The sequence below is a fragment of the Ancylobacter polymorphus genome (genome assembly GCF_030813495.1).
Taxonomy (GTDB): domain Bacteria; phylum Pseudomonadota; class Alphaproteobacteria; order Rhizobiales; family Xanthobacteraceae; genus Ancylobacter; species Ancylobacter polymorphus.
Genome location: NZ_JAUSUI010000010.1, coordinates 39,472 through 59,929, shown reverse-complemented (window position 1 = coordinate 59,929; position 20,458 = coordinate 39,472). Strand labels below are relative to the sequence as shown.

18 protein-coding genes and 3 pseudogenes are annotated in these 20,458 nt (G+C 67.4%); 5 read left to right on the top strand and 16 right to left on the bottom strand.

What is annotated here, in order from left to right; all coding sequences use genetic code 11:
* Positions 1-20: 20 nt before the first annotated feature.
* From J2S75_RS19640 to J2S75_RS19595, 10 genes are all read right to left on the bottom strand, one after another.
* Positions 21-1,526, bottom strand: coding sequence for a multicopper oxidase family protein (locus tag J2S75_RS19640; protein WP_307022448.1), 1,506 nt, complete (start codon positions 1,524-1,526; stop codon positions 21-23).
* Positions 1,527-1,624: 98 nt separating this feature from the next.
* The gene (locus tag J2S75_RS19635; RefSeq protein ID WP_307022446.1) at positions 1,625-2,026 is read right to left on the bottom strand and encodes a hypothetical protein; all 402 of its coding nucleotides are present in this window, start codon (positions 2,024-2,026) and stop codon (positions 1,625-1,627) included.
* A gap of 492 nt (positions 2,027-2,518) precedes the next feature.
* Positions 2,519-3,874 (bottom strand): ferredoxin reductase family protein, encoded by a 1,356-nt coding sequence (locus tag J2S75_RS19630; protein ID WP_307022444.1) that lies wholly within the window; start codon positions 3,872-3,874, stop codon positions 2,519-2,521.
* A gap of 120 nt (positions 3,875-3,994) precedes the next feature.
* A complete protein-coding gene (locus tag J2S75_RS19625) occupies positions 3,995-4,696 on the bottom strand; it encodes a VIT1/CCC1 transporter family protein (protein WP_307022442.1) in 702 nt (233 codons plus the stop codon).
* Positions 4,693-4,941, bottom strand: a complete 249-nt coding sequence (locus J2S75_RS19620; protein WP_307022440.1) for a hypothetical protein — start codon at positions 4,939-4,941, stop codon at positions 4,693-4,695. Before J2S75_RS19620 ends, J2S75_RS19625 begins: the two co-directional genes overlap by 4 nt.
* A 3-nt stretch (positions 4,942-4,944) precedes the next feature.
* Positions 4,945-5,919: an FAD:protein FMN transferase gene (locus J2S75_RS19615; protein ID WP_307022438.1), complete on the bottom strand. Its 975-nt coding sequence runs from the start codon at positions 5,917-5,919 to the stop codon at positions 4,945-4,947.
* Entirely contained in the window at positions 5,900-8,107 is a 2,208-nt protein-coding gene (locus J2S75_RS19610) for a PepSY domain-containing protein (protein ID WP_307022436.1), read from the bottom strand. The genes J2S75_RS19615 and J2S75_RS19610 overlap by 20 nt, the downstream gene beginning before the upstream one ends.
* Before the next feature lie 9 nt (positions 8,108-8,116).
* A complete protein-coding gene (locus J2S75_RS19605; RefSeq protein ID WP_307022434.1) occupies positions 8,117-8,587 on the bottom strand; it encodes a DUF2271 domain-containing protein in 471 nt (156 codons plus the stop codon).
* Positions 8,588-8,629: 42 nt separating this feature from the next.
* Entirely contained in the window at positions 8,630-8,968 is a 339-nt protein-coding gene (locus J2S75_RS19600; protein WP_307022432.1) for a hypothetical protein, read from the bottom strand.
* Positions 8,969-9,134: 166 nt separating this feature from the next.
* Positions 9,135-9,449 (bottom strand): PepSY domain-containing protein, encoded by a 315-nt coding sequence (locus J2S75_RS19595; RefSeq protein WP_307022430.1) that lies wholly within the window; start codon positions 9,447-9,449, stop codon positions 9,135-9,137.
* A 142-nt stretch (positions 9,450-9,591) separates the two neighbouring features.
* Between J2S75_RS19595 and J2S75_RS19590 the strand changes: the two genes are divergently transcribed.
* Both J2S75_RS19590 and J2S75_RS19585 read left to right on the top strand, forming a co-directional pair.
* Positions 9,592-10,251, top strand: a complete 660-nt coding sequence (locus tag J2S75_RS19590) for a response regulator transcription factor (RefSeq protein WP_307022428.1) — start codon at positions 9,592-9,594, stop codon at positions 10,249-10,251.
* Complete coding sequence (locus J2S75_RS19585; protein ID WP_307022426.1) at positions 10,248-11,606, top strand: sensor histidine kinase; 1,359 nt, start codon at positions 10,248-10,250, stop codon at positions 11,604-11,606. Before J2S75_RS19590 ends, J2S75_RS19585 begins: the two co-directional genes overlap by 4 nt.
* A gap of 300 nt (positions 11,607-11,906) precedes the next feature.
* Here the strand turns inward: J2S75_RS19585 and J2S75_RS19580 are convergent.
* A pseudogene (locus J2S75_RS19580) lies at positions 11,907-12,256 on the bottom strand (damage-inducible protein); the annotation flags it as partial.
* A gap of 188 nt (positions 12,257-12,444) precedes the next feature.
* Between J2S75_RS19580 and J2S75_RS19575 the strand changes: the two are divergent.
* From J2S75_RS19575 to J2S75_RS19565, 3 genes are all read left to right on the top strand, one after another.
* A complete protein-coding gene (locus tag J2S75_RS19575; RefSeq protein WP_307022664.1) occupies positions 12,445-13,116 on the top strand; it encodes a DUF6088 family protein in 672 nt (223 codons plus the stop codon).
* A complete protein-coding gene (locus tag J2S75_RS19570) occupies positions 13,113-14,141 on the top strand; it encodes a nucleotidyl transferase AbiEii/AbiGii toxin family protein (protein ID WP_442320039.1) in 1,029 nt (342 codons plus the stop codon). Before J2S75_RS19575 ends, J2S75_RS19570 begins: the two co-directional genes overlap by 4 nt.
* Before the next feature lie 71 nt (positions 14,142-14,212).
* Complete coding sequence (locus tag J2S75_RS19565) at positions 14,213-15,304, top strand: hypothetical protein (RefSeq protein ID WP_307022424.1); 1,092 nt, start codon at positions 14,213-14,215, stop codon at positions 15,302-15,304.
* Between the two features lie 114 nt (positions 15,305-15,418).
* Here J2S75_RS19565 and J2S75_RS19560 read toward each other — a convergent pair whose 3' ends face one another.
* The 5 genes and pseudogenes from J2S75_RS19560 to pcaDC all read right to left on the bottom strand — a co-directional run bounded on the left by J2S75_RS19560 (position 15,419) and on the right by pcaDC (position 20,455).
* Positions 15,419-15,568 carry an SDR family oxidoreductase gene (locus J2S75_RS19560; protein ID WP_307022422.1) on the bottom strand — a complete coding sequence of 50 codons (150 nt, stop codon included), beginning with the start codon at positions 15,566-15,568 and terminating at the stop codon, positions 15,419-15,421.
* Between the two features lie 151 nt (positions 15,569-15,719).
* Positions 15,720-16,373 (bottom strand): annotated as a pseudogene (locus J2S75_RS22555) (autoinducer binding domain-containing protein); the annotation flags it as partial.
* 355 nt (positions 16,374-16,728) lie between these two features.
* Positions 16,729-17,319 (bottom strand): annotated as a pseudogene (locus tag J2S75_RS19545) (IS110 family transposase); the annotation flags it as partial.
* A gap of 670 nt (positions 17,320-17,989) precedes the next feature.
* Positions 17,990-19,198 (bottom strand): 3-oxoadipyl-CoA thiolase, encoded by a 1,209-nt coding sequence (gene pcaF / locus J2S75_RS19535; protein ID WP_307022661.1) that lies wholly within the window; start codon positions 19,196-19,198, stop codon positions 17,990-17,992.
* Positions 19,199-19,279: 81 nt separating this feature from the next.
* Positions 19,280-20,455 (bottom strand): bifunctional 3-oxoadipate enol-lactonase/4-carboxymuconolactone decarboxylase PcaDC, encoded by a 1,176-nt coding sequence (gene pcaDC / locus J2S75_RS19530; protein ID WP_307022420.1) that lies wholly within the window; start codon positions 20,453-20,455, stop codon positions 19,280-19,282.
* Positions 20,456-20,458: the final 3 nt, after the last annotated feature.

Here is a 20,458-nt window from a genome sequence, read left to right as displayed (position 1 = left end):
TGCTGGGCGTCAACCCGTGGTCAGGACGCGTAGCCGACGAAGGCCATCATGCCGGTCGCCATGTGGTAGAGGTGGTGGCAGTGCAGCGGCCAGCGCCCGGGATTGTCGGCGTCGAAGGCAATGGTCACGGCTGCCATCGGCGGCACCACGACCGTGTCGCGCACGGCGCCGGCGAGCCTGGTCCCGTTGATGTCGACGACCTGAAAATGATGGCCGTGCAGGTGCATCGGATGCGCCATCATCGACATGTTCCGCAGAAGCATCTCGATGCGCTCGCCACGCTTCACGGCCAGAGCATCGGCGCCGCCGATCCCCCAGCTGTAGCCGGCCATGTTTCCGCTCAGCACAAGCGCGAAGCGGCGGGCGGCGTTGCGCTCCGCTAGCGGAGCGACGGCGCGCAGCCGCGGCTCCAGATCGAGCCCGACGACCGGTCCCTTCTGCTCGCCGACCGTGGCGACCTTGCCGATACGCGCTCCGGCGGAGGCGAGGATGATGCCGGTCCGCTCCGAACCGCCTTCACGCAGTGCAAGGATGGGATGCGCGCCGCCCGCCGCAGGCAGCGTCAGGCGGATATCCAGCCGCTGGCCCATGCTGATCGGGAATGATCGGCCCCCGAGCGGCTGCACCAGCCGGCCGTCAACCGCGACCAGCTGGCCGGAGAGGCTCCCGGTATCGATGGTGAAGGCCGTGGCGGTCGCGCCATTGATGAGGCGCAGACGCACGCGGCCGCTTTTCTCGACCGTCACGACCTGAGGATCGTCGAGCGTGCGGTCGTTGGCGAGGTAGGCATCGTAGTCGATGTCGTTGAGATCCATCCCGGCCATGGCGCCGCCGGGCATCGACGCGCCGGGCATGCCACCCTGCATCGTTTGCTGCATGCCCATCGCTGGCATCACCTCGCCGTGGCCCATGGCGCCATGGTCCATCAGCATCCCGCCGGTCGAGGAAGTGCCCGCCTTGAGGCTGGCCAGCAGTTCCTCCGCGGGCGTGAAGGAGAAGTCGTGCAGCAGGATCACAACCTCCTGCTCGTCGAGCCGCATCTCCTCCGCCGTCCGCACGATCATCGGGGCGGCGAGCAGATTCTGCTCCTGCAGCGTATGGGCGTGCATCCAGTGCGTGCCGCCGGCTCCAACCGGGAAGCTGTAGCGGCGCACTTCGGAAGGGCGCAGAAGCGCCGCCGGATTGTCCGGCACGCCATCCATCGCCCAAGGCGGCGTCAGGCCGTGCCAGTGGATCAGGGTCGGCTCGTCGATCTCGTTGGTGAGCGCGACATCGAAGCTGCTGCCGGCGTCGAGCGTCAGGCCCGGCGTCCCGTCCGGCTGGGTCAGGCCGAACACGCGCGCAGCCTTGCCACTGACCTCGATCGTGCGATGGACGATGGCGAGACGCCGGGGCAGTGCCAGCGGCTCCATGGAGCGGTCCGGGGCGCCGGCTTGCGCCCATGAGCGGATTGGAAAAGCGGCGGCCGATGTGCCGAGCGCCGCGGCGCCGGTCATCAGGCCGTGAAGAAAATCACGACGGTTCATGGCTTCAGTCCTTGTGTCCCGATCGGCAATGCCGATGAATCGGTCAGGGCGCGCCGGGCGTGCCCCATGATCCGCGCGCCTTCGGCGCGACGGATCGCTCAGACCGGGAGACGGGGAGGACCGAGGATGGGTGCGACAGCGACACCCGCGCCGGCCTCATCGATCCATTCAAAGCCGGAATGGGTCATCAGGCCGTGCGTGATCGCGACGGTTTCCCTGGCAAGAACCACCTGGCACGCGCTGCAGGAGCTGGCGCAGCAAGTCTTGGAACCTGCGGGCCTGTGCTCCGGGGCCACATCACCTTGCTGGTGCAGGGAAGCCGCGATGGATTGTTCGATCGCGGCGACATGGCGAGAGCCGTCGTGATCCTGGTGATGAGGCAGCAGGCCATGGCAGGATTCGGTTTGCGCGCTGGCAATCGGCGCAAGGACAAAGGCGATCGCGACCAAGGTGGCCAGCAATCCCTTGAGCCATTGGGCGAGATGCCGACGAAGGACCATGCCCCGCTTCTGCCTCTTCAACCGATCCGTGAATGAGCGCCGAGCGCCCTGCCTTCATCCTCGGGGGTGCGGATGGCGCTGCCGAGATATCCGCCTCCGCAATCTTTTGTTCCCGATATTATCGAAGCGTCAGATCGGTGCCTTGACTGAGATCAAGCGCCGGAGGCCTCGTTGAAATTGAATTCGGATCGGCCGTCGCTCGCGCCACAACATCGTCCATGGACTGGGAACGGTACTGCGGGGGACTATTCCCATTTTCGCAGGTCAGAGGAGTGGCACCCAAACAAAATCGACGGGCGACGAGATCTGTGATCCGCGAGAACGCGCGAAAGCTCGCAGGACACGTAGTTCTCATCGCTGCCCTGCGCGGCCCGCCAGTTGCCGCCGAGGGGCAGACTCGAACGTGACAGATGACCGAGTTGGGTCATTCCCTGTCAGGCCCGAGGGCGATGCGCCATTTGCGGACGTTACCAGTCACTGAGAACCGGTCGTTCACCGCATGTCGAACAGTTCCTGATGGAAGCGCTCCTCGACCGGAAAGCCCTGGGCGGCGAAGTCCCGCCGCAGCGCGGCCCCGAAGCCGGCGGGACCGCAGAACCAGATGCTCGCCTCGCGCCAGTCCGGCACCTCCTCCCGGATGCGGGCGCCGGTGAGCCGGCCATCGCGGGCGCTGATCAGGAGATGCAGGCGCACATCGGCGGCCCGCGCGTCATGCGCGAGCTTCGCCAGCGCGACCTCGTCCACATCGGTGGTGGTATGGAACAGGTCCGCCGTCTGGCCTTCCGGCCAGTCGGGCGCGTCGCCGCGCAGGGCCATGTGCTTCATCCGGGCGATGAACGGCGTGATGCCGATGCCGCCGCCGATCCAGATCTGGCGGCGGCAAGCGTCGTCGAAGGTGAAGCAGCCATAGGGTCCTTCCACCCGCACCTCCTGGCCGGCGCGCAGCTTCTCGCGCAGTCGGCCGGTGTGGTCGCCCAGCTCCTTGGTGATGAAGGCGATCCGCGGATGGTCAGGGTGCCAGCCGGAGGCGATGGTGTAGGGATGCGCGCCTTCGGACGCGTCCGACATGGCGAAGGCGAACTGGCCCGCCCGATGCCCTGGCCAGCCCCTGGGCACATCGATGATGGTTTCGAGCGCCTTCACGCCCGGATAGTATTTGAACTCGGCGATCCGCCCCGTCACTTGTCGCCCGGCGCCCACGCGGCGCAGCAGCACGATCCCGGCCGCATAGGCGCCGCCGGCCAGGAGCAGGGCCGTCGCCACGCCGAGCGGCGTCATCCAGTCGGCGAAATCCAGCAGCACCGCCGCGTGGAACGCCAGCACCAGATAGGCGAGGGCCAGCAGGCGGTGGGTCTTGTAGAACCAGCGGTAGGGAAAGGCGCGGATCAGCGCCAGCGCGATCAGCACCACGGCGGCATAGAAGGCCCATTCGCCGATGCCCTCGGCAGTGCCGCGCAGGCTCGAGAACAGGGCTTCCACCGGGTTGGCGGGGACCGGGCGGGGGCCGCCGCGTACCGGCCGTTCCAGAAGACCCCAGCCCACCGCCCATTTCGGCCCCTGCGCCCACAGCCAATGGACGATGGCGACGACGAGCGCGGTGATGCCGAGCCATTTGTGGAGGCGGTACATCTTGTCGAGCCCGCCCATCCAGCGTTCGGGCCAGCGCGGGCGCAGCGCGAGCAGCATCGCCACGCTCATGGCCGTGATCGCGAGGGCGCCGGTATATTGCACGGCGGCCGCTCGCGCCGCGAAGAAGCCGCTCGACCGGAACACCTCCGGCTCTGCCGCGATCCACAGCACGGAGATGAGGACGAGGATGGCCAAAAGCGCCAGCTTGATGTGTCGCATGTCTTCGACTTTCCTCGGGTAGGCTCGCGAAACAGACATCCGGCGCCTGCCTGCCGCATTGAGCGGCCTCAAGGCGGAGGCGACCATGCGAGAGGGACGAGGTCGTGGACGGAAGGCTCGCTATCCGGCCTGAACCCCGAAGATCATCCCGACCGCGGCGGTCACGCCCATGGCGAGCGCACCCCAGAAGGTGACGCGAAGGGCCCCGCGCACCACGCCGGCTCCTCCGGCGGTGGCGCCGAGGCCGCCCAGGATGGCCAGCGCCACGAGCGTCGAGGCCGCGACCAGGACGCTTGTCCTTTCGGCGGGCGACACCAGGGCGACGAGCACCGGCACGACCGCTCCCGCCGCAAAGGTGAGCGCCGAGATGATGGCCGCCTGTACCGGGCGGGCGGCGACGGTCTCGGAGATGCCGAGTTCGTCACGCGCATGGGCTCCTAAGGCGTCGCGTTCCGTCAGCTGCGCGGCGACCTGTTCCGCCAGCGTGCGGTCGAGCCCCCTGTCGACGTAGATCTGCGTCAGTTCCTCCAGCTCCGCATCGGGTATCTCGGCAAGCTCGCGTCTCTCGCGGGCGAGGTCGGCGTTCTCGGCGTCCGTCTGGGAGCTGACCGAGACATATTCACCGGCGGCCATCGACATCGCACCCGCCACGAGGCCGGCCAGTCCCGCGATCAGGATCTCGGTCGATCCCGATCCGGCCGCCGCCACGCCGACGACGAGGCTTGACGTCGAGACGATCCCATCATTGGCACCGAGCACCGCGGCGCGGAGCCAGCCGATCCGGTGGATCATATGGATTTCCGAATGCGAAAGACGGCTCATTTCGGATGCACTCCTGGAAGGCTGGTTTGCGTGGCGGCAGGGGCCAATGCGGATGGCGACGTATCAAGGCTGCGCAGGATCTCCACCAGCAGCGCGGCGAGGATAGGAACGACGCCCGCGAACCAGACAGTCTGCGCGAGATCCGGCCTTCCCGCGACATGGAGGACGAGGCCGGTCACGAGGCCGCCGAGCCCCACCAGCAGCAGAGCGATCTTCAGCCTGTCCCCGTTCGAATGCTCCACCACCGTTCAACCTCCCCACGCCCGAACCGCCATCGTTACGTCCCCGAACAGGCGTCCGGTCCCACAGGAACGGATGCCACAGGCGCCGCGAAGCAGGAACAGGGCATCGATCCCCAGCCGCCGGGCGAGTTCCCCGCCGTCGTCGGCGCCGAGCACCATCAGCGCGGTCGCCCAGGCATCGGCTTCCGCGCATGTCGGCGCGAGCACGGTGACCGAAGCCGGAGATTGCGCAAGCGGGGCGCCGCGGGCGGGGTCCATGGTGTGGGAGAGGTTCCGGCCCTGAACGTCGATCCAGTGGCGGTAGTCGCCGGAGGTGGCGACGGCGCAATCCTCCAGCGACAGCAGCGAATGCGGGGCGCGACGCTCAGGGTCCGGCTGCTCCACCGCGACCGTCCAGGCCTCGCCGTCGGGCCTCAGGCCCATGGCGCGCATCTCGCCGTCGATGCCGACGAGCCCGTCGCGGATGCCGAAGCTGCCGAGCACGCCGGCGAGACGGTCCACGCCATATCCCTTGGCGATGCCGTTGAGGTCGAGCGTGATCGGCACGCGCTTGCGGACCCTCGTTCCATCGATTTCGAGCGCGTCATGGGCGGGCACGCGCCGGGCCTTTATTGCGCTGCGGATGCGGTTCGGGCTCGCTTGCGCGGCGCCGAAGCCCCACGCGATGACCGCGTCGCCCATGCCGATGTCGAATGCGCCGCCGGAGGCGCGACCGATCGCCAGCCCCAGCCGGAGCACATCCAGAAGGCGTGCCGGAACGCTCACCCATTGCCCCGCCGGAGTCCCGTTCAGGCGCATCAGCTCGCTGTCGGGCTTCCATGTCGACATCTGCGCATCGACCTCGTCCACCGCCGCCTGCAGGGCCGACCGAACGGTCCCGGCGTCGAAGCCGGCGGGAGCGTGGAAGAGCGCGGACCAGCGGGTCCCCATCGTCGGGCCGTTGAGAGCGTGCCGGGCGAGCTCAGTAGACGTCCTCGACATAGCGTCCCTCCGCCTTGAGGATTTCGGCAGACAGGCCGAGCGGCTGCAATATCCGCGTCATCGCCTCGGCGACGCCTGCCGCCATCTGCCGCCCGCCGCAGACCATGACACGCGCCCCTTCCCGGATCGCGCGGACGATTTCGGGCTGGTCGGCGACGAGCGCATCCTGGACATGGCGCGGCCGGGTTCCGCGCGAGACCGCCGTGGACAGATGGCGGAGCCGGCCCCCGGCCGCCCAGCCTTCCAGCTCCTCGCGATAGAGGAAGTCGCTGTCGGGATGCCGCATGCCGAAGAACAGGTGGATCGGGCGCCGCGAGGCGTTCGCACGGATGAAGCCGGCAAGCGGCCCGATTCCGGTGCCGGCGCCGATCAGGATCAGGGGCGTGCGGTCGCGGGCCGCGTGGAAGCCGGGATTGCGGCGGATGAAGGCGGCGACCGTCCCGCCGGGCTCCAGCGTCGTGAGCGCGCTCGAGCAGAGGCCGCCGACATGCTTGCGCACCACGATCTCCACGAAGCCGTCCCGGCGGCCCGAGGCGAGCGAATAGAGGCGAGGCATGGGCGATCCCTCCGGCACGATGCCGATGAGGTCCCCGGCCTCGAAGCGGGCAAATCCCTGCCCCGTCAGGCGCTGCCATAGGCAGAGGCGCGGCAGCGCGAAGCGCAGGATGGCGGTGGGAGCCTGGACGTCGTGGCCATAGTCGCGGCGTGAGATGAGGGTGAGCGTGCTCGTCGCGGGCCGGACGGGCTGGTGGTCGAGCTCCAGCGCGATGCCGAGCGCCTCGCCCAGCGCGCGGCCCCAGCGCGCGAATTCCTGCGGCGACTGGCGGTCCACCGTCTCGAAGGGCAGCAGGAGCCGCCAGCCCTTGGTTTCCGCCGCGGCGGCGACCGACTTGGCATAGGCGCAGAAGGCCGGAAAGCTCCGGTCGCCGAAGCCCAGCACCGCCACCGGCGCGGCCGGCACGGCGGAAAGCCGGTCCAGGCGGTCGAGGAATCCCTTGGCCGAAGCGGGTGCGTCGCCGTCGCCATAGGTCGCGGCCAGCACGAGGTAGCGCCGCGCCCCGGAAAAGCGGGCGGGGTCGAACGCCGACATCGGCGCAGCATGGACGCGCTGCCCGGCGCGGGTCAGCGCCGCGTGCAGCGTCGCGGCGAATCCCCAGCTGCTGCCGCCTTCGCTGCCGACGAGGATGATCGTCTCCGCGCGGCCCGGCGCGGCGTTGTCGCGGATCCTGGGGCGACCGGCGCGGCCCGCCAGCCAGATGGAGAGCCCCGTGACGCCCATCGCCGGGACGCCGAGCGCCGTGAGCCCGAGCAGCAGGCCGAGAAGCGGGGCGCCCTGCCCGGTGTGGAGCATGTAGACGGTCTCCGAGATCCGCTCCCAGCCGCTCGGCTCCGCCCAGCCGAGCGTCGCCCCGGTGCCCTGGTCGAGATAGCCGACGCCGTCGCCGGTCTTGAGCGTGAAGACGTCGGTGGCGTCGTCGGGATAGGGGAAGCTCAGCTCGTGCAGGTTCGAGACGGGCGTCGCGGCGAGCCGCGGCATGGAGGCCAGCGGAGCGCCGACCCTCCCGCTCACCGCAGAAGGCAGTTCCGGAGGGGGGCCCTCGTCGGGAAGGAAGCCGAAGGTCGAGGCCGTCATCCAGAGCGCCGTCGCCGACGTCAGCAGGAGGCCGAGCACGGCGGCCCGCGCAAGCTCGACATGGACACGCCCGGCCAGAGGTCCGCGCAGCGGCGCCAGCCAGCGTCGCCATCCGCCCACGCGCCGCGCGACCAGCGCAAGGCCGGAGACGGCGAGGACGAGCATCGCCGCGGCCCCCGCCGCCATGACGATGCGGCCGGCATCGTCCAGCAACAGCGAGCGGTGCAGATTGGTGAGCCAGCGCTGGAGCGGGTTGGGATCGGCCGAAGCCACGCCGGCTCCGGTCGCCGGGTCGATGACCGCGGAACCCGGCGTGCCGCCGTCGAACCAGTAGGCGGTGATGCGCCCGGAGGGCGCGCGCCTGATCTGCTCGACTCCCGGATGGGCGGACCGGATGCGCGTGGCGAGGTCGGCCACGCTCATGGCCTCCTCCGCCTGCGGCGCGGCGATCCGTTCCGCCGCCGGGAAGACGGACAGCGCCGCGCCGCTCACCGCGAGCAGCGTCACGAGGGCGAGGGCCAGCAGGCCCGGCCAGCGATGGAGGGCGCGGAGCATGCTCGTCCCCTACATGCCGTAGCTGAAATTCGCGATGTAGCGGCGGCCCTGGACGGGCTGTCCCGCGCCCTTCGCGGTCAGCGGCACGGCGATCTCGTTGGGGCTGTCGCGCATGTCCTCGACCGCCGCATCGACATGGAGCGTGTAGCCGGCGTCGAAGAGCGCATCGGCGAGGTCGAGGGTGATCGCCAGCTGGCGGCCCGCCCCGACGCTCGCCCCGGTGATGCCGTTGATCTCGGCGGTGTTGCCGCCGGTCGCGCGATACCAGTCGGACAGGTGCCCGTAGTATTTGGACTTGGTGCCCGCCATCCACAGGCTGCCGGCATAGGCCCCCTTCGGATCGGTGACGTAGATGGCGAGGTAGGCGCCGTTGCCGCCATAGTTCTTCAGCGTCGTGGTCAGGGTCACCGGCCGCGCCATGGCGATGCCGGGAAGCGTGAGCGCCGTGGTCAGCGCCAGGGCGGCGAGGATGCTTCTCATCGTCGGGTTCTCTCGATCGGGCATGGATGAAGGGCGGTGGGCTCAGTTCACCTGCGCCTTGGGCGTCGCGCCGTTGCCGAAGAGGCCGTTGTTCGGGGGAGCGACGCTGCCCGCCGGAGCCGGTGCGGAGACGCTGCCGCCGTGGAAATCGTCGTCGTCATCGTCGTCTTCGTCGTCGTCCCCATGCCGGAGCTGGCGTCCATGGTCGCGGTCGTCGTCATCGTCGCTGGCCAGCACCACGCCGAGATCCCGGCCGGCATCGAGGACGGCGTCGCGCAGCCCTTCGAAGCGGGCGGCCTCGTGCATCGCGCTCCAGGCGGGAAAGCCGATCCCGGCGGTCAGGGCGGTCGAGGCGAAGAGGATGGCAAGGGTCTTTCTCATGGCAGGGTCTCCTTTCTCTGCTGAAGCCGTTCTGGGCGCCCTGCCTGATCCGTTCCTGACGCAAACGGATTTTCTGCTTCAGCCTGCCGTCAGGAATCGAAAGGCCCCGCCGAGAGACGGGGCCGGATCGGTCTTCCGTGCGGGGGCCGGGCCGGCCGGCGGCTGCTCAATCGCCGCCGCGATCCTCCCCGTCGCGGCGCCGGCGGCCGGAGCCGTCCTTGCGCTCGATCTCGAGGACGTCGAGGGTGGAGGGATGGACCGTCACCTCGATCCGCTGGCCTTCGGCGTCCGTGCCGTCGATCTCGTAGCAGCCGTCGTCGATCTTGATCCGGCGCACCGTCCAGCCGTTCCGGGCGGCGAGGGCGGCGACGGCCTCCTTCGGCTTCCAGTCCGCCATCGGCACGAAGCAGTCGTCGTCGGCGAGCGCCTGCCCCACCGGGAGGATCGCGATACATGCGAGAATTGTCAGAGCGAGCCGCATGGGCCGGAGCTTCCTTCCACCTTGATCTGCGACAAGCCTGGAGGGCGAAGCTGACGGCATCCTGAAGCTCGCATGCGATCCGCTTCAGCGCCGCGTAAGGAAAGACCGTCAAGGAAGCAGGAGCCGCGAAAGGCGAACCACGATGCGAATCCTGCTGATAGAGGACGACGGTGTGCTGGGCGCGGCCGTGCGGGACCAGATCGTCGGCGACGGTCACTCCGCCGACTGGGTCATGCGGATCGACGCGGCCCGCGACGCCATGGCGGGCGCCGTCTACGACCTGATCCTGCTGGACCTGATGCTCCCAGACGGCAGGGGGATCGTGTTCCTGCGCGCCCTGCGGGCCGCGGGGAACGTCACGCCCGTCATCATCCTCACGGCGCTCGACCAGGTGTCGGACCGGATCGAGGGCCTGATCGCCGGGGCGGACGACTACCTGGTCAAGCCGTTCGACCTCGACGAACTGTCGGCGCGCATCGGCTCGGTCGCCCGCCGCTATTCCGGCAATCCCAACCCGATCATCCGGCATCATTCGCTCGACATCGACATCGCCCGCCGGAGCGTGCGCCGGGAGGGCAGGCCGGTGCAGCTCACGGCCCGCGAATGGGCGCTGCTGGAGGCATTCCTGGCGCGGCCGGGCCAGGTGCTCTCCAAGGCGCAGCTCGAGGAAAAGCTCTACGACTTCGATGCCGAGGTGGAGAGCAACACGATCGAGGTCCATGTCAGCCGGCTGCGCAAGAAGCTCGGCGCCGACCTGATCGAGACCGAGCGCGGCCTCGGCTACCGGCTGGCCGCGGCATGAGGCGCCCGCGAAGCCTCCAGGGCCGGCTCCTGCTCTCGCTCGGGGCGGTGCTGCTGGTGATCTGGGTCGGCGCGGCATGGACGACCGCCGTGCTGCTGCGGCACGAGATCGGCGAGGTCTTCGATTCCTCCCTGCAGGAGACGGCGCAGCGCCTGCTTCCCCTCGCGGTCATGGACATCGTCGGCCGCGAGGAGGGAGATGTCGCCAGCCAGCGGCTCGGCGCCATCCACGGCCATGACGAGCTCTTCACCTATGTGGTCCGCGACGACAAGGGCAAGGTCCTGCTCCAGTCCCATGCCGCCGACCTGTCGGTCTTCCCGCCCTATGGCGGTCCCGGATTCGGCCGGACCGCGACGCACCGCCTGTACAGCGAGGAGGCCCTGCAGGGCACGGTGCGCATCACGGTGGCGGAGCCGCTCGCCCATGAGGCCGGGGTCGCGCGGGAGATCCAGATCGGCCTCGGCCTGCCGATCCTCCTGGTCATCCCGGCCGCCTTCGCCGCCGTCATCCTCGCGGTGCGCCGGAGCATGCGGCCGCTGCGGGCGTTCCGGGAACGGCTGGAGACCCGCAGTGAGAGGGATCTCGCGCCCGTCGCCTCCGACGACCTGCCCAGCGAGGTCGCCCCGCTCGCCGCCACGCTGAACGCGCTGCTCGACAGGCTCAGGGCGGCCTTCGAGTCGGAACGCAGCCTCGCCGCCAACACCGCCCATGAGCTCCGGAACCCGCTCGCCGGGGCGATCGCCCAGGCCCAGCGTATCCAGAAGGAGACCGGGGAGCCTTACATCGCCCGGCGGGGAGCCGACATCGAGGCCACGCTCAAGCGGCTGACGGCGCGCGCCGAGCGCCTCATGCAGCTCGCCCGCGCGGAGGGCGGCCGGCTTCGGCTCGACCGGACGTCGGACCTGCGCGACGCCCTGCGGCTCGTGATCGACGACATGCACAGGAGCGTGCCTGAGGAAAGGCTGTCCCTGCGCGTGCCCGAGACCCCCGTGATGTCCGACATCGATCCCGACGCCGCCGGGATCGTGTGCCGCAACCTCGTCGAGAACGCCCTCGGCCATGGCAGCCCGTCATCGCCCGTCGAAGTGACCCTCGACCCCGGCGGGCTGCTGACGGTGTCGAATGACGGCCCCGTCGTCCCGCCCGAGACGCTGGCCAAACTCGCCGGCCGGTTCGAGCGCGCCGGAACCTCGGCTCGCGGCAGCGGGATCGGCCTGTCGATCGTCTCGACCATCGCCGAGCGCATAGGCAGCCCGCTGACGCTTCGCTCGCCGAGGCCCGGCAGGCAATCGGGCTTCGAAGCCAGCGTCAGGTTCGCAACCACGGGTAAGGTCGAGGTGACGACATGGTCGTGATGCCGGCCCTGATCCTTGTCGTTTGGGTTCAATGGTCCAAGTGCCAGAAGGCGACATTGGGTTCACGCCGTCGAGCATCACCACAGGCGGATCCTCTTCCAGGGTCACTCCTCCGGAAATCAACACATTGACAACCCTGAGTTCATCGAAGCGGCGCAGGAACCGGATGTGATCGCCGATCGCCAGATCGTATTCGTGTCCGGAGGGTATCATTGCCCGGGTCGTTGCCTCGAACCGCGAATGACCCCTTCCGACTCAAGGCGCGAACGGATGGCGGCGCATAAGGCGAGCTTCCACATTGGTCTGCCGCCGCCAGCGCCGGACCGCGAGGCCGAGCGTACCGGAAGCCTCGGCCGCGAGCTGGAGCCGGCGCGAACAGGTCGGGCCGCGTCACGCACCACAGCACCTTGCCGCCGCTGCGCGCTGTGACACCGACAGCGAACAGGGCGGCGGCCGCGCCATCACGGCGTCGTTGCTGCCGCCCGCGACCTCATGCAGCGCCCCGCGCAGCAGCCCTCCTTCCGGAAAATCCGGGCGATCGCCGCCAGGCCGAAGGGCAGGACCGCGCGCTGATGCACGGCCCTACCCTCTAGCCGGGCGATGCGTACCCGAAGCTCGGACACGACAGATCGGGTGGCGGACGTACTCATGTCCTTTGCAACGCTCTCCGCATTGGGCATGTTCTATATTTGTTCTAATTCGAGGGAGAGTCAATTGCAGCTATCCTCCGCCCGGGAGGGAACCGGCGGGGGCTGGGATTGCAAGGATGTTGTCCGAAAAATGCAGCATCGATCGGACTCCCCTTGCCTGTGTCCGAAAAATGCATCATATTTCGGACATGCTTGATAAACCGACCATAGACCTCCGGCCGCGGCTCCTCGCCCGTATCAACGGGGCACCTCCTGGAGAGGTATGGACGCCGAGCGATTTCGCCGATCTCGGCAGTCGTTCGGCCGTCGACAAGACGCTGCAGCGTCTCGTCGCGGCTGGCGAGTTACGCCGCATCGACCGCGGGCTCTACGACCGGCCGCGAATGAGCAAACTGATGGGCAAGGTGGCGGTCCCCGACTATCGCGCCGTGATCAGAGCTGTGGCACGTCGCGACCAGGTTCGCATCGTGGTCGACGGAATGACGGCCGCGAATGATCTTGGTCTCACGACAGCCGTGCCGGCGCGCATCGAGGTTCTCGTCGACGCCCGCCTGAAACCGATCAAGCTCGGAAAGCAGGTCATCCATTTCAAAGCGGCGGCGCCGAGCCGTCTCTATTGGGCTGGACGCCCGGGCATGCGGGTCGTTCAAGCGCTTTATTGGATACAAGCCATGATGGAGGGAGACAACGATCGGGAGGCCATAACGAACGGCCTCGACAGACTGTTCAAAAATCCCGAGCATGGAAAGGAGATCTGCAACGATCTTCGCACAGGCCTGTCGGCAATGCCGATCTGGATGCAGGATTTTCTCAGACCTTTGCTCGGACCCGCCGACGCTGCGCCAGAGACTCGCGCATGAGCAATGCCGCCTATAACGAGGTCATCCTCGCGCCAGCCAACGAGAGGCTCGATCTTTTCTTGACGACGGCAAACCGGCTCGGGGCGCCGATCGGAAACGTCGAGAAGGACTTTTGGGTCTGTTGGACGCTCAACGCTCTTTATCATGAGCGGCCAGCCGGAGGGCCGCGTCTGCTGTTCAAGGGCGGCACGTCTCTGTCCAAGGCACATGGGCTGATCGAGCGCTTTTCCGAAGACATCGACGTCACAGTGTTTCGCGACGATCTCGACGAGCCCGCTTCCGTCGCCGAGCTCGAAGCGCTTTCGAACAAGAAGCGTCGTGCTCGACTGGATGCGATCCGAGACGCCTGTCGTAGCTTCATCACCGGCCCACTTCATGCGTTCCTAGCTGAACAACTTGCCGACGCCACGGGAGGACGAGGACGCGTCACGATTGATGAGGCCGATTCCGACGCCCAGACGCTTCTGATCTGGTATCCGGAGGTTGAGCCGCGTGACGACGCTTATGTGCGTCCTGCGGTGCGCATTGAATCGGGAGCGAAGTCGGCACTCGATCCGAACCATCCTGCGGACATCAGTCCTTACATTGCAGATGAAGCCGCAGACCTCGATCTGTTGGTGCCTAACGTCACGACGATCGACGCAACGCGCACCTTTTGGGATAAAGTCGTGATCGCACACGGCTTGCGTCGCTGGTTCGAGCGTCGCGGCGAACTGAGGCAGGAAGGGCAGCGCATCTCGCGCCACTTCTACGACCTGCATTGCCTCCTCGCGTCCGAGGCCGGCAAGACAGCCCTCGCGGACGCGGACTTGGGCGCCGATTGCGTCCGACATGCGCGAATGTTTTTCAACCGGCCCGACTACGACCTCGCCTCTGCCGTCGCCGGCTCGTTCGCGCTCGTGCCGACTCCGAAGATGGTTCCCGGCCTCATCCGCGACTATTCGAACATGACGGCGATGATTTCGGCGCGGCTCCTTCGCTCGAGGAAATTATGGCGTCGATTGAAACGATCGAACGTTCTGTAAATAGCGGCGCAGCGGGAGATCCCGCGAAGCCAGTCAAGGACCGCGTGGGCCTGAAATGATAGGGTGGTCACATGGCTGAGATTTCGGAGAACGCACCTACCAGACTGCCTGACCACGGCTCGGTCGAGGCCGTCCTGGCGCGTCTGCCGGCCGGCGCCGACGAGACCGTCTTGGCCGCCGCGCTGGGTGAGCCCTTCCCCGGGTTTGCTTTCTCGGCGGCGAGCGTCGACGACCAGTATTGGCGCGACACGCGGTCGGTCCTCGCGCCGGACGGCACCCGCATTGCGGAGCTTCGACCGTGGATGACGGCAGAGATCGAAAAGCACGCCGGTGACGTCAACGCTGTTTGGAGCGCGCTGCGCGACAGCGGTATGGAGCTCGCCGAGTGGCACGGCAATGCCGTCTTCGCGTTTGCCCCGACGGGACCCGGTGCTGCCGACTACGTTCAGATTGCACTCGGCCGCGAGACCGAGTGGCGCGCTGGTCCGATCGTCAATCCAGACTATCGGCCATGGGGCGCTGATGAGCTGCTCGATCCGTCCTGGCTGAGTCACGATGCCATGTCCGACGACAAGATCCTGGCGGGGCCGCTCTATCGCCTGCTCGGCAGGTCGGGAACCAGCATCGTGCATGTCCGCAGCTTCCTCGCCCGCTGCGCGCGTCTCGAGCGCGACAAGCGGGAGGCGCGACGGCCGGAGTTGGAACGACGTGCCTGGGTGGGCTCCGACGGCACGCGGACGCCGTTTCTCGACATGCAGCCCAACTACTTCGATTTTACGCCTCGCGAGGTTCGCTTCTTTCAGGACTGGGAGGAATCGAGCGCGCGAGCGAGCCGTGTTCACGCGCATTGGGCGCTCGACATCCGGGACTACGAACACAAGGGTGAACGTGAGCTCGCGTTCATTCCTCGTCCGCTACATCTGCCGGGAGAGCGTTTGGAAGCTGGCGATGCGTCCGTCCATATCCTCATGGACCGCATCGAGGCGATCGATCGCGAGGCAGGACTTCCCTTCGGCTGGTTTTTTCTCATGACGCACGGCAACCGGATCGATCCAGACGTCGGCGAGGCAATCGCAAAGGGTCTCCGCGATGCGCGGATTCGCTTGCCAGATCACGATGCCAAGGTGCTGTTGCGCTGGGCCGATCATCGATACGGATTCTAGCGCCAGGACAATTCAGACCTCGGGAGCGCCCTTGCTACCGAATTCCCTCGCGCGACGCGGCTCATCTACTGAGGCGACAAAGGAGAGACAGACCGGAGGCAAACATCGGACGCCTCAACTCGTCGTGGAGTGTTTTGCTTCATACCCGGTTGCCAGCATCGTGTAGCCGCCATCGACGAGCACTGTCTGGCCCGTGACGAAGCTCGCACTCGGTGAGCACAGCCAGCCGGCCGTTTCGGCGATCTCGTCGACGTCTTCGTGCAAGGGGCCGCCCGTTGCCGGTTGTGACATTGTGGCCCCACCACACCGCCTATGTCACCGGAGTGATCGGCATGCGCGCGTAGCAGGCACTCCTATCGACCTTCTTCGACGTACTGGGACATATCTCGGCGGTGCCTTCGTACTGACGGACCGCTCAGATCAGCTTGAGCTTCGTGGCGAGAGCCGTCGCCTGTGCCAGGCTTCCCGCATCGAGCGCCTTGCGAGCATTGTTCAGGTGGAAGTTCACCGTCGCGAACGACATGCCCTCGATGGACGCGATATCCTTCATTGTCTTCCCTTCGGCGGACCATTTCAGGCAGAGAGCCTGCTTCGCCTTGAGATCGATCTCCACGCTGGCCGTCGGTGCCGCGTCCTGCTGCTCCATCTTCGCGTGGAGCTGGGCGACCGCCGTCACCGCCGCGATCTGATCGATGTCGGTCTCGAGGCTCAGCGACGGCTTGTGCGATGCTAATGTCAGCATCGACAGGTGCCCGAACGCCGTCCGCACAGGGATCGAGATTCCTGATCTGATTCCGAAATCACCCGGTTCCGAATAGAAGCGACGCAGCGGCTTCGAAAGGGAGCGCGGCGCGGCGGCTGCCCACGCGAAGGCCTTCATCTGTTCCTTCGCCATCGAGACGACCAGATCGATCGCAGCATAGTTCTGTGTGAGATATCGGACCTGCCACTCGGAGGCGTAGTTGGAGATCGCAAAGATGCGCACCGGCTGGACGTTCAGATAGGCGTAGGCATCAAAGCCAAGATCCTGCACCAACTTCGCGAGCGCCTCCCTAAGTGTCTTCTCTGATTGGGGTGAGGTAGGTCAAGCTGCTCCATGGCTTGTTTCGGATCGGGTTTCCCGTTGGGGTCACTCGCTTCTCTTCGCGGTCGGCGCAGGGCCGCCTGCATGATGGGGTCAGGAGGGCAAGGCGTCTCAATCTGTTTCGCGACCTTGCGGCTTACGCCCTCGGCTCGAGACTCTCAGCGAGATCGCCTTGCCCCTCGTCCCCACGGGAACGATCCGGCGCATGCTTGAGTGGAGGCCCTCCAGCTGGACGTTGCCTCAGGCGGCGGCTTGTGTGCCGAAGCGGAACGGCGTCCCATCGCTCCACATGCGATGCAGGATGACGGCGAGTTTACGGGCGACCGCGACGCGCGCTCGTGCCATGCACGGCGTTTGGCATGGTGGCGAGTATCCGCAGCAGCGGCTCGACGAGTTCCATCGCCAGAGCATCGCCATCCGCGAGGGCGCGGACGCGTCCGGCAAAGGCCGCGCGGCTCGGTGTGCCGAGTTTGAGGCCGGCCTCCCGCAGCAGCGCCCGCACCACGTTCTCGATCGATCGCATCTCGTTCAGGATCGTGCGGCGCGCCACCAGCAGCGCGCGCCACAGCCGGCACTGCCGGTTCTTGACGTGGACCTGGCGTTACCACCCGGTGCGCATGATCTGCGCCAGGGCCCGGGCGTCGTTGCGGTCGGTCTTGTTCGGCATCGTCTTCATCACCGCATTGGCCTGGCGCGTCTCGATGCAGATCGCCGGCAAGCCGGCCGCGCGCAGCCCATCGTGAAGCCAGGCGGTCAGCGAACACGCCTCCAGCCCGATGCGCTCCAAAGGCAGAGCGATCTCCCGCAAGACGGCGACAAGCGCTTGCGGCTCGCTCGCCGCCAGCGCCTCTCTCACGATCCGCCCGCCTTCATCCACCACGCAGATCGCCGTTGCTTCCAGCGACACGTCCAGTCCGGCATAATGGTTCATGGCTGCTCCTTCATGATGCTTGTGGCCGCTCAACACGGACCACGTTCCAACATCTCGAATGGAGCAGCCACCTTCCGGCTAAGACCCCCAATCACCCCATCTGTTCGGTGCGCGCCAGGGAGGAGACATCGGTCAGCCGTTGGAACCAGTTTCTCATCGCATCTACCTCCCTGTCGCATTCACTCCGTCGTATTCCCACAACGACCGGGAGCACGGTATCCGTCGCGCGCCACCCACGTCGAATGGCCTATGCGCTCCTTCCGGCTGAAGATTGTCGGGGGTCAAAAAGATGACGCGCACGGGCTCGGAGGAGTCGGCGCCAAGCCAAGTCCACCTGCCGGAAGCTAGTCTGATCCCCGCCGCTGCCTCGCTCTTGGCGGGCCAGCCGAGGGCGGGCTCCAGATCGCGGTCGACGCGGCGTTCGCCAAGGCGATGGGGCCGCGGTTGACTCCGGTGCTCCGGGACAGCGGCGGCATGCGAGGTGGCAAAATTGTGCGATGTCCTCGATGAGCTGCACCGTGCCGCGGCGCATTTCCTGCGCGGCAAGAATCTCCGGCGTCACCGGCGAGACGGCCGTGTTGGAGGCAAGCACCGCCATTCCACCCGAATGCTCCGGGCACCCTGCGTGTAGATGAGCAGCAGGTCGTCGTTCGGCTGAAAGGCCGGCGCATCAGGCTCTTTCGAGGGCGATGGCAATTCCCTGGCCGACGCCGATGCACATGGTGGCGAGCGCCCGGTTCCTGCCGGCGAGCGAAAGTTCGAGCGCCGCCGTTCCGGCGAGGCGCGCCCCGGACATGCCGAGGGGATGGCCAAGCGCGATCGCGCCGCCGTTCGGATTGACGTAGTCGGCGTCCTCCGGGATGCCGAGCTCGCGCAGCACGGCGAGGCTCTGGCTGGCGAAGGCCTCGTTGAGCTCGACCACCTCGAAATCACCGGGGCTTAGGCCGATCCGCTCGCACAGCTTGCGCGTGGCCGGGATCGGGCCGACGCCCATGACGCGCGGCGGCACGCCGGCGGCAGCACCAGCGACGATGTGTGCCAGCGGCGTCAACCCGTGGCGCTTGATCGCGGCTGCGGAGGCGACGATCAGAGCGGCAGCGCCGTCATTGACGCCGGAGGCGTTGCCGGCGGTGACACTCCCACCTTCCTTCCTGAAGGGTGTGGGCAATTTGGCGAGCTTCTCCAGGGTGGTGTCACCGCGCGGGTGCTCGTCATTCGCAACCGTGACCGGATCGCCCTTGCGGCCGGAAATCACCACGGGAACGATTTCCTTGCCGAGCCGACCGGATTGCTGGGCGGCCACGGCCTTCAGCTGCGAGCGCAGCGCGAAGCTGTCCTGGTCGGCACGGCTGACCTGATAGTCCGCGGCGACGTTCTCGCCGGTCTCCGGCATCGAATCGACGCCGTACTGCTGCTTCATGAGCGGATTGATGAAGCGCCAGCCGATGGTGGTGTCGTGAATCTCCGTCTGGCGGGAGAAAGCACTCTCGGCCTTGGGCAGGACGAACGGCGCGCGGCTCATGCTCTCGACGCCGCCGGCGATGATCAGATCAGCCTCACCGGCCTTGATCGCGCGCGCGGCGGTGATGACCGCGTCCATGCCCGAGCCGCAGAGGCGGTTGATCGTCGTACCGGGTACCTCCTTCGGCAGACCCGCGAGCAGCAGCGCCATCCGCGCCACGTTGCGGTTGTCCTCACCGGCCTGGTTGGCGCAGCCGAAGATCACCTCATCGAGCGCATTCCAGTCGAGTCCAGCATGGCGCTCGACCAACGCCTTCAACGGCACCGCAGCAAGGTCGTCCGCGCGCACCGAGGAGAGCGCCCCGCCGAAGCGGCCAATCGGGGTACGGATATAGTCGCAGATATAGGCCTCGGACATGTTTGGAAAACTTTCTGACGATAGTTTCGGATCGGCGACGCGGAGCCGGTTTCGGTTTTCGGAAATCGTGCGTTGCACCGGTCACCGGTCGATCTCCGCGATGATCTTCCCGGCCTCGGCGAAAGCGGTATTGGCGGCCGGCACGCCGGCATAGATCGCCGTCTGCATCAGCACTTCCTTGAGGTCGTCTCGGCTGAAGCCTCCGCGCGTGAGGCCCGCCCGGACATGCAGCGCGAACTCCTCCCACCGGCCGAGGCTGGCGGTGATCGCCAGTACGAGAAGCCGCCGCGTGCGGTCGTCGAGTCCCGGTCGGCTCCAGATTTCCTGCCAGGCGATACGGGTGATCATCGCCTGGAACTCGGCGTTGAACGGCGTGCGGTTGGCGAGCGAGCGGTCGACCCAAGCGTCGCCCAACACCCGGCGCCGGTTCCTGAGACCTGCTTCGAACAGCGTTGCGGCGGCCTCCCCGACGGACGCATTGGGATGCAGGAATCCGCGCAGCGCGGCGGCGAGCGAAACCGGCGCTTCCAGCGGTGCGAGATGACCGCAATCAAGCCGTACCATCTGCGCGCCGGGGATCGCCGCGATAAGATATTCGCCATGTGCGGCGAAGGGCGTCGAGACGTCCCGGTCCCCGACCGCGACCAGCGTAGGCACCCTCAGTTCAGGCAGCCGGGAGGCGAGCTGCATGTCGCGGATCGCCGCGCCCGCTCCCGCATAACCGTTGTCCGGCATGCTCACGAGGCCGCGTCTAACGCTTTCCGCGACCGCGGGTTGGGCCGCCGCGAATGACGGCGAGAGGAAGCGCTGCATGGCGAGATCGGCGATCGCGGCCGTGCCGCCCGCCCTGACTTTGTCGATCCGGTCCTGCCAGGCGCCGGCATCCATTGTCGCGGAAGTGCAGATCAGCACCAGTGCCGCCACACGCTCCGGACAGGCGAGAGCGAGTTCCATCGCGATCATGCCGCCGAGCGAGACCCCCGCTATGGCTGCCTGGTCGATGCCTGCCGCATCCATCACCGCCACCACATCCTCGGCCAGCAGCGCCAGCGAATAGTCGCCAGCGGGCGCATCGGAGGCGCCGTGGCCGCGCGTATCGATCCGCAGCAGCCGAAAGGCCGGCAGCAGATGCGGCACGGCAGGGTCCCACAACGCCATGTCGGTGCCGATCGAGTTCAGCAGCACGAGCGCGGGCTTGTCGGCTTCGCCTTCGAGCCTCCAGTAGATGCGAACTGCGTCGCGCTCGGCGAAGGGCATGGC

What these genes read in the sequence shown, in the direction of transcription:
- J2S75_RS19640 (WP_307022448.1), bottom strand. Translation starts at nt 1,526, where the DNA reads ATGAACCGTCGTGATTTTCTTCACGGCCTGATGACCGGCGCCGCGGCG.
- J2S75_RS19635 (WP_307022446.1), bottom strand. Translation starts at nt 2,026, where the DNA reads ATGGTCCTTCGTCGGCATCTCGCCCAATGGCTCAAGGGATTGCTGGCC.
- J2S75_RS19630 (WP_307022444.1), bottom strand. Translation starts at nt 3,874, where the DNA reads ATGCGACACATCAAGCTGGCGCTTTTGGCCATCCTCGTCCTCATCTCC.
- J2S75_RS19625 (WP_307022442.1), bottom strand. Translation starts at nt 4,696, where the DNA reads ATGAGCCGTCTTTCGCATTCGGAAATCCATATGATCCACCGGATCGGC.
- J2S75_RS19615 (WP_307022438.1), bottom strand. Translation starts at nt 5,919, where the DNA reads ATGTCGAGGACGTCTACTGAGCTCGCCCGGCACGCTCTCAACGGCCCG.
- J2S75_RS19610 (WP_307022436.1), bottom strand. Translation starts at nt 8,107, where the DNA reads ATGCTCCGCGCCCTCCATCGCTGGCCGGGCCTGCTGGCCCTCGCCCTC.
- J2S75_RS19605 (WP_307022434.1), bottom strand. Translation starts at nt 8,587, where the DNA reads ATGAGAAGCATCCTCGCCGCCCTGGCGCTGACCACGGCGCTCACGCTT.
- J2S75_RS19600 (WP_307022432.1), bottom strand. Translation starts at nt 8,968, where the DNA reads ATGAGAAAGACCCTTGCCATCCTCTTCGCCTCGACCGCCCTGACCGCC.
- J2S75_RS19595 (WP_307022430.1), bottom strand. Translation starts at nt 9,449, where the DNA reads ATGCGGCTCGCTCTGACAATTCTCGCATGTATCGCGATCCTCCCGGTG.
- J2S75_RS19590 (WP_307022428.1), top strand. Translation starts at nt 9,592, where the DNA reads ATGCGAATCCTGCTGATAGAGGACGACGGTGTGCTGGGCGCGGCCGTG.
- J2S75_RS19585 (WP_307022426.1), top strand. Translation starts at nt 10,248, where the DNA reads ATGAGGCGCCCGCGAAGCCTCCAGGGCCGGCTCCTGCTCTCGCTCGGG.
- J2S75_RS19575 (WP_307022664.1), top strand. Translation starts at nt 12,445, where the DNA reads ATGCTTGATAAACCGACCATAGACCTCCGGCCGCGGCTCCTCGCCCGT.
- J2S75_RS19570 (WP_442320039.1), top strand. Translation starts at nt 13,113, where the DNA reads ATGAGCAATGCCGCCTATAACGAGGTCATCCTCGCGCCAGCCAACGAG.
- J2S75_RS19565 (WP_307022424.1), top strand. Translation starts at nt 14,213, where the DNA reads ATGGCTGAGATTTCGGAGAACGCACCTACCAGACTGCCTGACCACGGC.
- pcaF (WP_307022661.1), bottom strand. Translation starts at nt 19,198, where the DNA reads ATGTCCGAGGCCTATATCTGCGACTATATCCGTACCCCGATTGGCCGC.
- pcaDC (WP_307022420.1), bottom strand. Translation starts at nt 20,455, where the DNA reads ATGCCCTTCGCCGAGCGCGACGCAGTTCGCATCTACTGGAGGCTCGAA.